This window comes from Streptomyces broussonetiae (assembly GCF_009796285.1).
In the GTDB taxonomy this organism is placed as follows: Bacteria; Actinomycetota; Actinomycetes; order Streptomycetales; family Streptomycetaceae; genus Streptomyces; species Streptomyces broussonetiae.
This window is the reverse complement of sequence record NZ_CP047020.1, coordinates 4,940,020-4,954,882: the sequence shown is the minus strand read 5'-3', so window position 1 is coordinate 4,954,882 and position 14,863 is coordinate 4,940,020. Positions and strand designations below refer to the sequence as shown.

10 protein-coding genes, 1 tRNA gene and 1 pseudogene are annotated in these 14,863 nt (G+C 69.8%); 5 read left to right on the top strand and 7 right to left on the bottom strand.

What is annotated here, in order from left to right; all coding sequences use genetic code 11:
• Positions 1–189 precede the first annotated feature (189 nt).
• Positions 190–4,395, top strand: a complete 4,206-nt coding sequence (locus tag GQF42_RS22960) for an nSTAND1 domain-containing NTPase (protein WP_158922769.1) — start codon at positions 190–192, stop codon at positions 4,393–4,395.
• Positions 4,396–4,814: 419 nt separating this feature from the next.
• On the opposite strand, the gene GQF42_RS22955 is transcribed toward GQF42_RS22960, so the two are convergent.
• On the bottom strand, positions 4,815–5,279 hold the full coding sequence (locus tag GQF42_RS22955; RefSeq protein ID WP_233273427.1) for a hypothetical protein: 465 nt from the start codon (positions 5,277–5,279) through the stop codon (positions 4,815–4,817).
• A 116-nt stretch (positions 5,280–5,395) separates the two neighbouring features.
• Positions 5,396–5,776: an STAS domain-containing protein gene (locus GQF42_RS22950; RefSeq protein WP_158922767.1), complete on the bottom strand. Its 381-nt coding sequence runs from the start codon at positions 5,774–5,776 to the stop codon at positions 5,396–5,398.
• Between the two features lie 146 nt (positions 5,777–5,922).
• Here GQF42_RS22950 and GQF42_RS22945 point away from each other — a divergent pair, with 146 nt between their 5' ends.
• From GQF42_RS22945 to GQF42_RS22935, 3 genes are all read left to right on the top strand, one after another.
• Positions 5,923–6,279: a helix-turn-helix transcriptional regulator gene (locus GQF42_RS22945; RefSeq protein WP_158922765.1), complete on the top strand. Its 357-nt coding sequence runs from the start codon at positions 5,923–5,925 to the stop codon at positions 6,277–6,279.
• Between the two features lie 551 nt (positions 6,280–6,830).
• On the top strand, positions 6,831–8,642 hold the full coding sequence (locus GQF42_RS22940) for an IS481 family transposase (protein WP_158922763.1): 1,812 nt from the start codon (positions 6,831–6,833) through the stop codon (positions 8,640–8,642).
• 500 nt (positions 8,643–9,142) lie between these two features.
• Positions 9,143–9,349 (top strand): hypothetical protein, encoded by a 207-nt coding sequence (locus tag GQF42_RS22935; protein ID WP_158922761.1) that lies wholly within the window; start codon positions 9,143–9,145, stop codon positions 9,347–9,349.
• Between the two features lie 129 nt (positions 9,350–9,478).
• Here the strand turns inward: GQF42_RS22935 and GQF42_RS22930 are convergent, their stop codons facing one another.
• On the bottom strand, positions 9,479–10,144 hold the full coding sequence (locus GQF42_RS22930) for a YdcF family protein (RefSeq protein ID WP_158922759.1): 666 nt from the start codon (positions 10,142–10,144) through the stop codon (positions 9,479–9,481).
• Positions 10,141–10,934: pseudogene (locus GQF42_RS22925) on the bottom strand (GntR family transcriptional regulator). The gene GQF42_RS22930 and the pseudogene GQF42_RS22925 overlap by 4 nt, the downstream one beginning before the upstream one ends.
• A gap of 74 nt (positions 10,935–11,008) precedes the next feature.
• Between GQF42_RS22925 and GQF42_RS22920 the strand changes: the two are divergent.
• A complete protein-coding gene (locus tag GQF42_RS22920) occupies positions 11,009–11,218 on the top strand; it encodes a site-specific integrase (RefSeq protein WP_233273426.1) in 210 nt (69 codons plus the stop codon).
• 78 nt (positions 11,219–11,296) lie between these two features.
• Here GQF42_RS22920 and GQF42_RS22915 read toward each other — a convergent pair.
• The 3 genes from GQF42_RS22915 to gyrA form a co-directional block, all read right to left on the bottom strand.
• A tRNA-Ile gene (locus tag GQF42_RS22915) sits at positions 11,297–11,373 on the bottom strand.
• Between the two features lie 123 nt (positions 11,374–11,496).
• Positions 11,497–12,231 carry a DUF3566 domain-containing protein gene (locus tag GQF42_RS22910; RefSeq protein ID WP_158922757.1) on the bottom strand — a complete coding sequence of 245 codons (735 nt, stop codon included), beginning with the start codon at positions 12,229–12,231 and terminating at the stop codon, positions 11,497–11,499.
• Between the two features lie 18 nt (positions 12,232–12,249).
• Positions 12,250–14,847: a DNA gyrase subunit A gene (gene gyrA / locus GQF42_RS22905; RefSeq protein WP_158922755.1), complete on the bottom strand. Its 2,598-nt coding sequence runs from the start codon at positions 14,845–14,847 to the stop codon at positions 12,250–12,252.
• Positions 14,848–14,863 lie beyond the last annotated feature (16 nt).

The window sequence follows — 14,863 nt, the reverse complement described above, 5'->3', positions numbered from 1 at the left end:
CCACACGAGGCCGGTGGCCTGTCCGGACGGTGTGTGATGGGTCCACTACCCGGACCGGATCCTGCCATCTGTCGTCGCCGACGAGGAGATTCCGGTCTCCGGTCTCGTGCTTACTCGCAGGTCAGGCGTATAAGGTGAGTTTTCCGGTCCGGACATCCAGATACGGGGGGAACGTAAAGGGGTGGGGCCTTGAGTTCCGACTCAGGGGCACGCACAGCTTTCGCCGAGCGCCTTGCGCTCCTCTACAAGGAGGCTGGAAACCCTCCCCTCAAGAGCGTCGCCGAGGCGGTCGTCCGGCTGCAGCGCGTCGACGAGCGCGGGCGGCCCGTGCGGGTGTCCGCCCAGCGCATCAGCGACTGGCGCCGGGCCAGGAACGTACCGGCGCAGTTCGCCGCGCTCGCCGCGGTGCTGCACATCCTGATCCCGGAGGCCCGCCGGCTGCGGCCCGGACCGATCTCCACCGGTCTGTACGACCTCGCGCACTGGCAGCGGCTGTGGGAGTGCGCGCTCGCCGACCCGGTCGGCGACCGGCCCGCCCCGCCCGCCGAGGAGAACCGGCGGCCACCCGCCCAGACCCCGCCCGTCACCGGAGGCGTGTGCCCCTACCGGGGGCTGTCCCCCTACCGGCAGGAGGACGCCCGCTGGTTCTTCGGGCGGGAGCGCAGCACGAGCGCACTCGTCGCCCAGTTGCGGGCCGCGGAGCGCACCGGTGGTCTGGTGATGCTGGTCGGCGCCTCGGGAGCGGGCAAGTCGTCCCTGCTCAACGCCGGTCTGGTCCCCGCCGTCCGCGGCGGCGCCCTCGGCGGGGGCCGGACCGGCACGCCGGGTCCCGTGCTCCAGCTGGTGCCGGGCGCCGATCCACTGGGCGAACTGGTCCGCCGTATCCCGGAACTGGCTCCGGTCGCCGCCGAGGCGCGCGAGGCGGAGCGGGAGGCGACGCGGAACCCGGCGGTGCCCGGCTCCGACACTCCCCGGCTCGCCCGGGCGGCACGCGAGGCGGTCTCGGTGTGGGCGCGTCGCGCGACACCCACCGGGACGGAGCCGACCGAGTCCACGCCCTCCGACGGTCCGCCCGCCGCCAACCGGGCGGCCGACAGCCGGGCGGCCGACAGCCGGGCGGCCGACAACCAGGCGGCCGACAGCCGGTTTTCCGGCAATCGGTTTTCCGGCAATCGGGCGTCCGACGGCGAGCCGTCCCCCGACACCCGCCCAGTCGTCATCGTCGACCAGTTCGAGGAGGCCTTCACCCTCTGCCCCGACGAGGCGGACCGCCGTACCTTCCTCCAGTTGCTGCACGCCGCCTGCACCCCGCCCGCCGGCGGGGACGGCCCGGCCCCGGTCGTCGTCGTGCTCGGCATCCGCGCCGACTTCTACGAACAGTGCCTCGGCTACCCGGAACTCGCCGACGCCCTCCAGCACCGGCACATGGTGCTCGGCCCGCTGACCAGCGCAGAGCTGCGCGAGGCGGTGACCGGACCGGCCAAGGCGGTCGGGCTCGAGCTGGAACCGGGGCTCGCCGAGCTGATCGTGCGCGAGGTGAGCGTCGACGGCCCGCGCGGGGCGCACGACGCGGGCGTGCTGCCACTGCTGTCCCACGCCCTGCTCGCCACCTGGCAGCGCAGGAAGGCCGGACGCCTGACGCTGGCCGGCTACCGCGCGGCGGGCGGGATCCAGGGCGCGGTCGCGGCGACCGCCGAGCGCGCCTGGTCGGGGCTCGACCCCGCGGCCCGTACGGCGGCCCGGCTGCTCCTGCTGCGCCTGGTACGCCTCGGCGAGGACACCCAGGCCACTCGCCGGCGCGGCACCCGGCGTCAGCTCGCGGAGGAGTCGGCGGACCCCGGCAAGACGGAGGAGTCCCTCGAGGCCCTCGTCCGGGCCCGGCTGGTGACGCTGGACGCGGACACCGTGGAGATTACCCACGAGGCGCTGCTGCACGCCTGGCCCCGGTTGCGGCACTGGATCGACGACAACCGCAACGACCATCTGCTGCGCCAGCGGCTGGAGGAGGACGGCCGGGCCTGGGAGGACTCGGACCGGGACAACTCGCTGCTGTACCGGGGCTCACGGCTGGAGCAGGCCCGCAGCTGGGCCAGGTCCGCCGGTGACACCTTCCTCACCCGCAGCGCGGTGGAGTTCCTGGCCGCCTCGGTCCGGCTGCGCCGGCGCTCGGTGTGGCTGAGCCGCGCCGCGGTGGCCGCGCTGGTCGTGCTGGCCCTGGTGGCCGGCGGCTCGGCGGTGATCGCCCGGCAGCAGCGGGACGACGCCGTGTTCGAGCAGGTACTCGCCGAGGCGGACCGGGTGCAGCACACGGACCCCTCGCTGGCGGCCCAGCTCGCCCTGGTCGCGCACCGGCTGCGCCCGGACGACGAGGGGACGTACAGCAGACTGATCTCGATCGTGAACGCGCCGCTGGCCACCCCGCTGTCCGGCCACACCGGCGCCGTCTACCTCACCTCCTACAGCCCCGACGGCAAGACCCTCGCCACGGCCAGCTACGACCGGACGGTCCGGCTGTGGAACGTGGCCGATCCGAGCCGCCCGAAGCCCCTGGGCCGGCCGCTGACCGGCCACACCAGCTGGGTGAGCAGCGCGGTGTTCAGCCCGGACGGCCACACCCTGGCCAGCGCGGGCGACGACGGCACGATCCGGCTGTGGGACGTGACCGACCCCGCCCACCCGACCGCCGTCGGCAGACCGCTGACCGGTCACACGGGCACGATCTACCTGGTCGCCTTCAGCCCCGACGGCCGCACCCTGGCCTCGGCCGGCGAGGACCACACCGTACGGCTGTGGGACGTGGCCGATCCGCACCGGGCGAAGCAGCTGAAGGTGCTGGGCGGACACACCGCCGCGGTGCGCTCCGTGGCGTTCAGCCCCGACGGCAGGACCCTGGCGGCGGGCGGCGACGACGAGACCATCCGGCTGTGGAACACCGCCGACCCGCGTCGGCCCGAGCCGCTGCCGGCCGTGCTCAAGGGCCACACGGACATCGTTCACTCGGTGGCCTTCAGCCCGGACGGCCACACCCTGGCCAGCGGCAGCGCGGACGACACCATCCGGCTGTGGGACCTGTCCGACCTCGCCCACCCGGCACAGCTGGGCTCCCCGCTGACCGGCCACACCGGCCCCATCTGGTCGGTGGCGTTCAGTCCCGACGGCGGACGGCTGGCCGCCGCGAGCGCGGACAGCACGGCGAGTCTGTGGAACGTCAGCGACCCGTCCTCCCCCTCGCAGATCGGCGAGCCGCTCGAGGGCAGCAGCGGCGAGATGTACGCGCTCGGCTTCAGCCCGGACGGGCGGACGCTGGCCACCGGCAGCGGTGACAGCAAGGTGCGGCTGTGGTCGATCCCGACCTCGGACATGATCGGCCACAGCGCCGCGTTCCGGCAGGACGGGCGGATGCTGGCGACGGCCGCGCGGGACGGCCGTGTCCGGCTGTGGAACGTGGCCCGCGCCGACCGGCCCAAGCCGCTCAGCACGCCGTTCATGCCCGCCGACAGCGGCCAGCGGGACCTGCGGTTCTCCCCCGACGGCCGCACCCTGGCCGTCCTCACCGGCGCACGCAGGATCTATCTGTGGAACGTCGCCGATCCGGCCCACCCGGTGATCGCCGGACCGCTCCTGCATCTGGCGACGCGTTTCATGGGCCCGGACGCGCTGGCGTTCAGCCCGGACGGCCGCACCCTCGCCACCGCCTGGGACGATCACACCCTGCGGCTGTGGAACGTCACCGACCCCGCCCATCCCGCACCGCTCGGCAAGCCGGTCACCGGATTCCGGGGCTACGTCAACGCCCTCGCCTTCAGCCCGGACGGCCGGACCCTGGCCAGCGGCAGCGCGGACAGCACCATCCGCCTCTGGCGGGTCACCGCACCGGCCCACCCGGTCCCGCTCGGCCGGCCGCTGACGGAGCACTCCGGCCCGGTCAACGCACTCGCCTTCACCCCCGACGGCCACACCCTGGCCAGCGGCAGCGATGACGACACGGTACGACTGTGGAACGTCACCGACCCCGCCACCGCCAGCGCCCTCGGCGCCCCGCTCACCGGGCACACCGAGGCGGTCACCTCGCTGAGCTTCAGCCAGGACGGCCGGACGCTGGCAAGTGGCGGCAACGACAACACCGTCCGGCTGTGGAACGTCACCCGCCCCGCCTCGGCGACCCCGATCGGCCAGTCGATGAGCCCCAACGCCAAGACGGGCTACTTCCTCTCCTTCAGCCCCGACAGCCATGTCATCGGCGTCTCCAGCGGCGCCGACACGGTCCGCCTGTGGAGCCTGGACGACGAGGCGGCAATCAGCCATATCTGCTCGGTCACCCGGGGTGTTTTGACCCCGCAGAAGTGGCACGAGTACCTGCCCCGCCTCTCCTACGACCCTCCGTGCGGTCGCTGATCGGCCAACCTGCCCATTTCCCCGTCGACTTGGCCCCCGTAATCAGCCCAACCTTGTTACCCTTGGCCATAGCCCGATCGCTGGTGCATCCCCCGTCGCCAGCGGTCGGGTCTTTCCATGTGCACCAGGACCTGTCCGGGCCGGGGCGTGCCAACACCTGCTCGCCGGGCTCGAGCTGGGCCGCGGCGGCCGTGGACGGATCGGCTCGCCCGGGCCCGGCCGCCCAAGCGCGGGCCACGGTCGCATCGCCGTGGCAGCCGCTCTCCCCTCACGACCGTGTGCGACGAACTCGCCGAGCCGGATCATGGTCGGCGCTCCGGCCGGGCAACAGAAGAAGACCCCCGATCCATCCGGACCGAGGGTCGACACTCCTGATGACCAGGGTGTGCACGTGTGTCGTGCTCTGCACTCTCGCCGCCTCAGACCCCGTTCGCTTCCTGATTCGGGCGAACGCTGCCGGGGTCAACCGGCTCGGCGGTGATCATTGCAAGGGCGTCCTGGAGTCGGCGGACGGCATCCTCCGCCTCCGTGTATTCCTCAGGGCCTGGGAGGACAGTGCCGAAGCTGCCGCCACGGTCGGCTGGCAGGGCACGCCAGCGCAGGACGGGCTCAAGCGCATTGAGAGCGCCAGAGAGAAACCAGGCCAGACGGCCGTGAGTACGCGCGAGGGAGATGGCCAGGGCGGCGAGACATTCCCGCAGGTGTTCAAGCCGCTTGATCTGCGGCAAGGCCTCCTGGACGTCCGGCGGGCCGACAACGTTGCGCAGGCGGGCTTCGGTCTCAAGGGCGAGTGCGCGGTCGCTCGGCGCCAGATCCCACACCTGGTCTTGAATCTGCTGCTCAGCTTCCTCGGCCAGCACTGCGACGATCCTGCGCATGTCCATGCAGATCATTCCAAAAGAACGGGCTTGGGCATGGGGGTACACGTCGGTCGTCACTGAGCGGCTTCGGACGGCCCATCCAGTGGCGCGGCACACCCTGTTGAGCTGCTCTCTCTCAGTTAGGCGGCGGCGGCGTCGGTCACGGTCTCTCGTATCACCAGGATGGTGTCGGTTCCGGTGATCTCGAACAGCCGCTGAAGCTGTGCTGGCGGTGCGGCCACGCGCAGGGTTCCCGCTTGGTGGGCAAGGATCAGCAGGTTGAGGAATGTCGAGTCCGCGAAGTCAACGCCAGAGGCGTCCAGGACGACCTTCGCATGCTTCCTGACAGCGGCGTCCAATGCCTCCGCCAGAGGCGGGGACGAGTGCATGTCATAGGAGCCGTGAGCGGCGACCACCCACGCGCCACGGCATTCGTACTGACGCAACGCAGTCGTCGGCCCAGGCTCACTGGATTGCACCGACCACCGCTTGCCACCGACGCCACTCGTGAGCGTTGGCATGACGGCCTCACTCGCAGACACCTTCGGGGCTCCTTCCGTGGCGCGCCAGCGCAAAGCCGCCAGCGGTTACCGGAAAAGTATGTCATGTAACTGAGTTCGGGCAATGGGGGTCCCCTAAAAAATGGGGGTCCCCTAAAATGCGAGGCATGGTTGGAGTGCCCGAACCTCACAGCGGATGGACGTTCATCACCAGTCACGCGCGCGTACTGGCGGCCATCGCCGACAAGCCGAACGTCCGGATCCGCGACATCGCCGCCCACTGCCGGCTCACAGAGCGCGCGGTCCAGCGCATCATTTCCGACCTCGAGCAGGACGGTTACCTCTCGCACACCCGTGAGGGGCGCGCGAACACTTACCGCATCGAGCCGGACAAGGTGCTGCGCCATCCGGCAGAAGCCGGCCTGCCCGTGGCGTCCCTGCTCTCTCTGCTCGTGCAGGACGAGAGCCATCGCGGCAAGGCGTCGGGGCCGATCATGGCGGATGCCTCCTCGACCCACCACTGACCCCAGCTCCCATCCCGTACGCCGTCGACCCACACCGCACCGTGGAGCGGGCGTGGTTCCTGGCATCCAGGTGGAGCGCGCCACTGCACGAACGACCTGGACGCCAGGGGCCGCGCCTGCTCGGCTCTGCCTGGGTCGACGGTGTGCGGGATGGGAGCCCCAGCATCCGCCACGATGGACCCGCAGTCGGCGACGGCGTCCCTCCATCCCGGTGCCGGCCGACCCCCGCCGGAGGCACGGTTCTGACCCGGCCGCGTATGCGGTGATCGACTCATGGCCACCGGCCCAGTCCACACGTGGGCGCGCGTCGGCGCAGCGCGGGCGGAGCGGGCCGGAGGCAGGAGCGGCGCCCGCCGCGGAGCCGGGAGCGCGCCCGGCGGAGCGGAGCGCAGCCGGGGCTTGATGAGGTAGAGAAACCTGTAACAGCTCATGGTCAATACGGGTGTCCGATCCCGGTAGATGCTTGACAGTTCGGTCCCAGCTGATGGTTGACAGTGGCCGTGATCGGCTTTTCTGTGCGTGTCGTTGCGGCGCGTGTGGGGAGGCCGGGATTGGCGCTGGTGGAGTTGTCGGTTGTCGAGCAGAGATACCGGGCTGTCCTGGCTGTGCTGGCGGGTGCGACGGTGACCGAGGTCGCCGCGTCGTTGGGGGTGTCCCGGCAGACGGTCAGCGGCTGGAAGTCCCGGTATGAGACCTCCGGTCTGGCCGGGTTGGCGGATCGTTCGCGCAAGCCGGCGTCGTGTCCGCATCAGGTCTCTGCCGAGGTGGAGGCGGCCGTGTGTGAGCTGCGGCGCAAGCACCCGAAGTGGGGTCCGCGGCGGATCGCGCATGTGCTGGAGCGGTCCGGGGCGGTGAGCCCGGTGCCGTCGCGGATGACTGTGTATCGGATCCTGGTCCGTCACGGCCTGGTGGAGCCGGGGGTGCGGCGCCGGAAGCGGTCGGATTACAAGCGCTGGCAGCGGGACCGGCCGATGCAGCTGTGGCAGATGGACATCGTTGGCGGCGTGATGCTGGTCGACCCGGTGACCGGGGAGCTGACCGAGGCCAAGGTCGTGACCGGGGTGGACGACCATTCCCGGTACTGCGTGATCGCGTCGGTGGTCGAGCGGGCGACCGGGAGGGCGGTGTGTGCGGCCTTCGCCCGGGCCTTGCAGGCGTTCGGGGTGCCGGAGGAGGTGCTGACGGACAACGGCAAGCAGTTCACCGATCGGTTCGGGCAGGGCGGTGAGGTGCTGTTCGACCGGATCTGCCGGGAGAACGGGATCGCGCACCGGCTCACCCAGCCGGCGTCGCCGACCACGACGGGCAAGGTCGAGCGGTTCCATCAGACGCTGCGGCGTGAACTCCTCGACGACTGCGGTGCGTTCGAGAGCATCGAGGCGGCTCAGGCGGCGCTGGATGCGTGGGTGGAGGAATACAACTCCATGCGGCCGCACCAGGCGCTGGACATGCAGTTCCCGGCGGACCGGTTTACCCCGGTTGCTGAGCAGGAGCGGGACGTCCTGGGCCTGAGGGTGCCCGGAGTGCTCGCGCTGGTGCCGCACCAGCGGACGGCCCCTGCGGTGACGTCGGAGCCGGCCGAAGCGCCGCCTGCCCCTGCCCCTCTTCCCGAGGCGGTGCAGGTGGACGAGGGCGGGCCGGTGGAGTTCGAGCGGGTGGTGCCTGCGAGTGGGAATCTGCAGGTCGCGGGCAAGCAGTTCTGGCTTGGACCGGCCCGCTCAGGGCTGACGGTGACCTTCTGGGCGGACACCTCGGTGATCCATCTGCTGATCGCCGGGGCGCGGATCAAGACCGTGCGGTCGCACTTGTCTGTGGCGGATCTGGGACGGCTGGCCGCCCGGGGCGGACGTGCGGCCGGGCCGGCACCGCTTCCGGCCGGTGAGGGGGCGGCGTTCGAGGTGGACCGGGTCGTGAACAACAGCGGCCTGGTCGGCCTGGGCGGGCACCAGGTGCTGGCAGCGGAGATCCTCGGCGGCCGCCAGGTGGGCATCCGGATCGATGACGAGACGCTGTCGTTCTTCGATCCGTCCTCGCGGGAACTGCTGAGGGTGCGGCCCAACCCGCTGACCGGCGAGGAAGTCCGCAGGCTGCGGGGCTTGCGTCCGGCCGGACCGCCGCCGCGGCCGGGTATCGAGCCGGTGCGGGTGCAGCGGCGGGTCAGCGCGGTGGGCACGGTCATGGTCTGCCGGCAGGTCGTGTCCCTCGGCCGCCCGTACGCAGGGCAGACCGTGACCGTGCACGTGTCGGACACGACGATCAGTGTCGAGCTGGACGGCCAGGTCCGGGTGATCCGGCGCACGACCGACGTCCCGGTCCGTAACGTGAAAGCGAACAAGCCCCACGGGGCTCCCTATGTTGTCTAGGTCCACCGTCAAGCATCACCTGGGACCAGAACGTCAGGCATCAGCTGGGATCCGACAATGGTCAATACGGGTCTTGGCGCTGGTCATGACTCCGTGGTGATCTGGCAGCGAAGCACAGACAGGGGGGCAGGGTGCAGCCAGACGACTTGGCGGAGAACCGGCCGGGCGACGCGGTGCGCCGCAAGATCCGTGAGTTGCAGCCGAACCCACTGCTGAGGCTGATCGGCCGGCGGATGCCGGGCTCGGAGATCCACAGTTGGGCTGGCGGATGAGAGGGTCCGGTCTACCTGTTCAACCTTGAGCACGAGGACCCGCTATCTACCAGGTAGCGCGGGATGCCCGAACCTGGGCCGGTTAGGACCTGTCCGACGGGTCGCGTCACTGCCCCGGCACCCGACAGCGCTGTCACTCGAATGGCGCAACATCACATGCCACCCACATGGGCGAAGATCAAGCTGACTAGTGGCCCCAACCGAGGCAATCCGTGAAAGGGGAACCAAATGCGCATTCGACGAATCCTCGCCGCCGTCATCGCCACGGCAGCCCTCGCCGGACTCGGCCTCACAGGTGCCGCCAGCGCCGCCACCACCGCACAGGGCGCCCCATCGTACGTCACCCCTTCTCAGTGCAGGCAGGGCGGCGGAACGGTCGACCTGAAGGACAACCTCTGCAAGGGCGGTACGCACGACGGGCAGAAGATCGACTAAACCCCACAAGGCGCCCCGCAGCCACGCGCCGCGGGGCGCTCCCGCGCGAGCGCAGCCAGGAGAGTCGCAGGGATTGGGCCGACCCATCGGGCACGCCCCCAAGGGCCGTTCGTGAGTGACCTGACAGTCTCAGGCGGAGGGCTTGCCGGTCGCCATGAGTCGGCTGGTGAACCCTGCACGGCACAACCGCTCGTACGCCTCGGTCACATCGTCCGGTACCTGCTGGCTGATCATGAAGCCCTGCTCTGGGTAGATCAGCAGTCGCTGTAGCGCCCCCACAAGCATGTCGATCACCAAACGGGCGTCACCGATGGAGTCGACGTACTCGTCCAGCGTCATCGGGCTGGACGCGCTGACGATCTCAACTTCGGGCCATAGCTTGCGTGCGGTGGCGTAAGCCCGCCTCTCCTCGTACGGCTTGCTGATCAGCAGGACAGACGACACATCGACGCCGACCTCTTCCAACAGCTCTCGGGAGAAGCGGATGTTCTCGCCCGTGTTCCGGGCGCGCTGCTCCACCAGGACAGCTGAGCTGGGGACGCCAAGCTCAAGTGCGCGCTCTCGGTAGTGGACGGCTTCGCCTCGGGGCATGCGTTCCCGCGTCGTGGGGCTGGTGGCTCCGGTGAACACGAGAAGTGGAGCCATGCCGCGCTTGTACAGGTCGACCGCTGCGTCGGCCACGCCCAGGTCGTGACTGCCGAGTCCGATTGCAACCGAGCACGGTCGGGGCATGTGGCCCATCTGGTGGTAGTCCCACAGGCACCGAGTGTCCGCCCAGTCCTGTGCCGTGATCACTGCTGACCTTCCCTGTCCTTCGCCGAGTCGGGAACCTGGAAGTCGTACTCCCACGCGAAGCGTGAAGCCGCGTGCACCCCGATGGCGAATTCGACCACTGTGCCGGAGGCCGTGTAGGTCGTCCGGTGCAGCTCCACGACAGGTTCGCCTGGCGGCAGCTGAAGAAGCTTCACCTCGTCCGGGCTGGGGGAACGAGCGAAGAGTTCTTCCTTCATGTGATCGATCTCGTAACCGTCGTCGTACAGCACGCGAAATCCGCCGCCTCGGCCGGCTGGGCCCGGCGTCGGGTCCACCAGACGCGTTCCCTCAACGTGCTCCGGCCGGTAGTAGCTGGTCAGCATGTGTGTTGGCTGCTCGCCTTCCTTCACCAGCCGCGCGCGCGTAGACCTCGGCGCCGACCGGTAGCGCGTGGGCGGCTGCCACCGCGGGGGGGTGCTTCGACGAGACTGACGGTCTGGGTCTGTTCGTTGCGGCGGAACGCCCGGCCGGTGGCCACGCGGTCCGCGATGAATGCCACCTCGTCCCCGTCCCGCCACTTCGCCTTGTCGTACCGCGCGATGCCAAGGCGCTTGAGTGGGACCTGCTGCCGCACGACAGTGCCATGGCCTCGCGACGAGGTGACCAGGCCTTCCGCTTCCAGCGCCTTGTAAGCGGCGTGGACGGTGGCCTTGGAGCCCTCGCCGGCCTCGGCCAGCTCTCTGATGTGCGGCAGCTGCTGGCCCGGAGCGTAGTCACCCCTCTTGATCTGCTCGGCCAGCTTGTCCGCCAGCTCTCGCCGCTTGGGCGCCATCACGAACCCCTCTCGCCTCCGAGCACGGCGGCCTGATCGATCCGGTCGGCTTCTCCCGGACCTTCGAGCGGCTCGTGAAGCATGCCGACGTCCGCCGCATCACGGTCCGGCTCGCCCGGCACACCTGCGGCACCCTGCTCGCCTTCCCCAAGATCGCTCAGGCGATCCTGTGGCACAGTCAGATCAGCATGACCATGGACGTCTACACGCACGCGGTGGGTGACAGCGAAAGGGAAGCTGTCGGGATGCTCGCCGAACTCCTGGAAGACCCGCTCATCGGCTGACCGTCGCAATGCACGGCCGTTGATGTCAGCCATAGATGTCAAAGACCCCCAGGCTTGATCGCCTGGGGGTCTCCTCGCTGGTGGGGCTAACAGGATTTGAACCTGTGGCCTCATCCTTATCAGGGATGCGCTCTAACCAACTGAGCTATAGCCCCGCCGCGCTCTGCGGTGTGTGTCCCGCGCGCTGACTCCTGAAGATTAGCGCACGACCACGTCAGTCCCAAAATCGGTTGTCGGGGGACCATCAGGTCAGGGACTCGCGGGGCGGCCCAAGGGCCTCACTCGTCCTCGGCCAGGGTCAGCTCGATGCCGCCCACGAAGCTCGCGGAGAGGTTGTAGATGAACGCGCCGAGCGTCGCGAGCGCCGTGGCCAGGACCACGTCGATGACCGCGATGATCGTCGTGAACGTCAGGACGTGGGGGAGGGAGAGGAACGACTGCAGGTCGAAGCCGTTCGCCTCGTTCGACCCGGTCGCCTCCGAGATCGTGCCGCCCACCGTCGAGAACACGCCCATCGCGTCCATGACCATCCACAGCACCGCCGAGGCGACGATCGTGCAGATGCCGAGCGCGATGGAGAGCAGGAAACTGACCTTCATCACCGACCACGGGTCGGCCTTGGCCACCCGCAGCCGCGCCTTGCGGGTGCGCGGCGTCGTCCGCACGCCGGTGCGCGGCCGGCGTACGGCACCGGCCGGCGCCTCGGCCGCCGGATAGGCCTGCGGCGGGTGGTACGGCCCGGCAGGCTGCTCGGGGCTCCGCTCGTGGGGGAGCGGCGACGACGCCTGCGCCTCACCGGCCGGGACCGGGCCTCGGGTGTCCGTCACAGTTCCCCCCTGGGGTGACGTGCCGGAGGAGGTCCTGCCCGGAGTCCCGGAGTCCTTCACCGGCTTCAGGTTGGTCGTGTGCGGGTCGGTGGCCCGGTCCGCACGCACGGCAGAGCCACGGCCGCCGCCGTCCGTTTCCGTACCCGTGGAGGTACCGGCCGATCCGGCGCCCGTGGCTCCGCTCACGATGACTCTCTCCTCGTGCTACTCGGCCGAGGGCGACTCACCCTCGTCCGTGCCGGCGGCCTGGGCACCCTCGGCGGTCTCGTCGACGATGTCCCCACCGTCGACCTCCTCCGCCTCGCGCCCGGCCTCGGCGTTACGTGCGATACCGACCACGGCATCGCGCTTGCCCAGGTTGATCAGTTGGACGCCCATGGTGTCACGGCCCGTCTCCCTGACCTCGTTGACTCGCGTACGAATCACACCGCCAGAGAGGGTGATCGCGAGGATCTCGTCCGTCTCCTCGACGACCAGCGCGCCGACGAGCGAACCACGGTCCTCCACGATCTTGGCGGCCTTGATACCGAGGCCGCCACGGCCCTGGACGCGGTACTCGTCGACGGCCGTCCGCTTCGCGTACCCACCGTCGGTGGCAGTGAACACGAACGTACCGGGTCGCACCACATTCATCGACAGAAGTTCGTCGCCCTCACGGAAACTCATGCCCTTGACGCCGGAGGTGGCGCGGCCCATCGGGCGCAGGGAGTCGTCCGTGGCCGTGAACCGGATCGACTGGGCCTTCTTGCTGATCAGAAGGAGATCGTCGTCGGCCGAGACCAGCTCGGCGCCGATCAGCTCGTCGTCCGAACCGTCCTCGCGCTCGCGCAGGTTGATAGCGATCACACCGCCGGAGCGGGGCGAATCGTAATCCTTCAGAGGCGTCTTCTTGACCAAGCCGGACTTGGTGGCCAGCACCAGGTACGGCGCCGCCTCGTAGTCGCGGATGGCGAGGATCTCGGCGATCGCCTCGTCCGGCTGGAAGGCGAGCAGGTTCGCCACGTGCTGGCCGCGCGCGTCCCGGCCGGCCTCGGGCAGCTCGTACGCCTTCGCCCGGTACACCCGGCCCTTGTTGGTGAAGAACAGCAGCCAGTGGTGGGTGGTGGAGACGAAGAAGTGGTCGACGATGTCGTCTTCCTTGAGCTTCGTACCGCGCACGCCCTTGCCGCCGCGCTTCTGCGCCCGGTAGTCGTCCGTCTTGGTCCGCTTGACGTAGCCGCCGCGCGAGACGGTGACGACGATGTCCTCCTCGGCGATCAGGTCCTCGATGGACATGTCGCCGTCGTAGGGCACCAGCATCGTCTTGCGGTCGTCGCCGTACTTCTCGACGATCGCGGCCAGTTCCTCGCTGACGATCCCGCGCTGGCGGACCGGGGAGGCCAGGATCTCGTTGTACTCGGTGATCTTCGCCTGGAGTTCGTCGTGCTCCTGGACGATCTTCTGCCGCTCCAGGGCCGCAAGGCGCCGCAGCTGCATCTCGAGGATCGCGTTCGCCTGGATCTCGTCGATCTCCAGCAGGCCCATCAGGCCCGTGCGCGCGACGTCGACGGTGTCGCTGCGCCGGATCAGCGCGATGACCTCGTCGATCGCGTCCAGGGCCTTGAGCAGGCCGCGCAGGATGTGCGCGCGCTCCTCGGCCTTGCGCAGCCTGAAGCGGGTCCGGCGGACGATGACCTCGATCTGGTGTGTCACCCAGTGCCGGATGAACGCGTCCAGGGACAGCGTGCGCGGCACACCGTCGACCAGCGCCAGCATGTTGGCGCCGAAGTTCGTCTGCAGGTCGGTGTGCTTGTACAGGTTGTTCAGCACGACCTTGGCGACCGCGTCCCGCTTGAGGACGATGACGAGGCGCTGGCCCGTGCGGGACGACGTCTCGTCGCGGACATCGGCGATGCCGCCGATCTTGCCGTCCTTGACCAGGTCGGCAATCTTCTGCGCCAGGTTGTCCGGGTTGACCTGGTACGGCAGTTCGGTGACGACCAGGCACTGGCGGCCCTGGATCTCCTCGACCTCGACCACCGCGCGCATCGTGATGGAGCCGCGCCCGGTGCGGTACGCCTCCTCGATGCCCTTACGGCCCACGACCAGCGCGCCGGTCGGGAAGTCCGGGCCCTTGATGCGCTCGATGAGGGCGTCCAGCAGCTCCTCGTGCGAGGCCTCCGGGTTCTCCAGGTACCACTGGGCGCCGGCCGCGACCTCGCGCAGGTTGTGCGGCGGGATGTTGGTCGCCATGCCGACCGCGATACCGGCCGAGCCGTTGATCAGCAGGTTCGGGAAGCGGGACGGCAGGACGGTCGGCTCCTGGGAGCGGCCGTCGTAGTTGTCCGTGAAGTCGACGGTCTCCTCGTCGATGTCGCGGACCATCTCCATCGACAGCGGCGCCATCTTGCACTCGGTGTAGCGCATGGCGGCCGCCGGATCGTTGCCCGGGGAGCCGAAGTTGCCGTTGGAGTCCACCAGCGGCATCCGCATCGACCACGGCTGGGCGAGGCGCACCAGGGCGTCGTAGATGGAACTGTCGCCGTGCGGGTGGTAGTTGCCCATGACGTCGCCGACGACACGGGCGCACTTGTAGAAGCCGCGCTCGGGGCGGTAGCCGCCGTCGTACATCGCGTACAGCACGCGCCGGTGGACGGGCTTGAGGCCGTCCCGGACGTCGGGCAGCGCGCGGGACACGATGACGGACATCGCGTAGTCCAGGTACGAGCGCTGCATCTCCGTCTCGAGCCCGACGGGCTCGACACGCATGACGATCTCGCCGCCCTCGGTCTCGGGAGTCTGCGGAGTGTTCTCGTCGGCCATTGCTGGTGAAGATCCT

Excerpts from the sequence above, each read along its gene's own strand:
- GQF42_RS22935 (WP_158922761.1), top strand. The coding sequence starts at position 9,143 with ATGCGCATTCGACGAATCCTCGCCGCCGTCATCGCCACGGCAGCCCTC.
- gyrA (WP_158922755.1), bottom strand. The coding sequence starts at position 14,847 with ATGGCCGACGAGAACACTCCGCAGACTCCCGAGACCGAGGGCGGCGAG.
- GQF42_RS22955 (WP_233273427.1), bottom strand. The coding sequence starts at position 5,279 with ATGGACATGCGCAGGATCGTCGCAGTGCTGGCCGAGGAAGCTGAGCAG.
- GQF42_RS22950 (WP_158922767.1), bottom strand. The coding sequence starts at position 5,776 with ATGCCAACGCTCACGAGTGGCGTCGGTGGCAAGCGGTGGTCGGTGCAA.
- GQF42_RS22945 (WP_158922765.1), top strand. The coding sequence starts at position 5,923 with ATGGTTGGAGTGCCCGAACCTCACAGCGGATGGACGTTCATCACCAGT.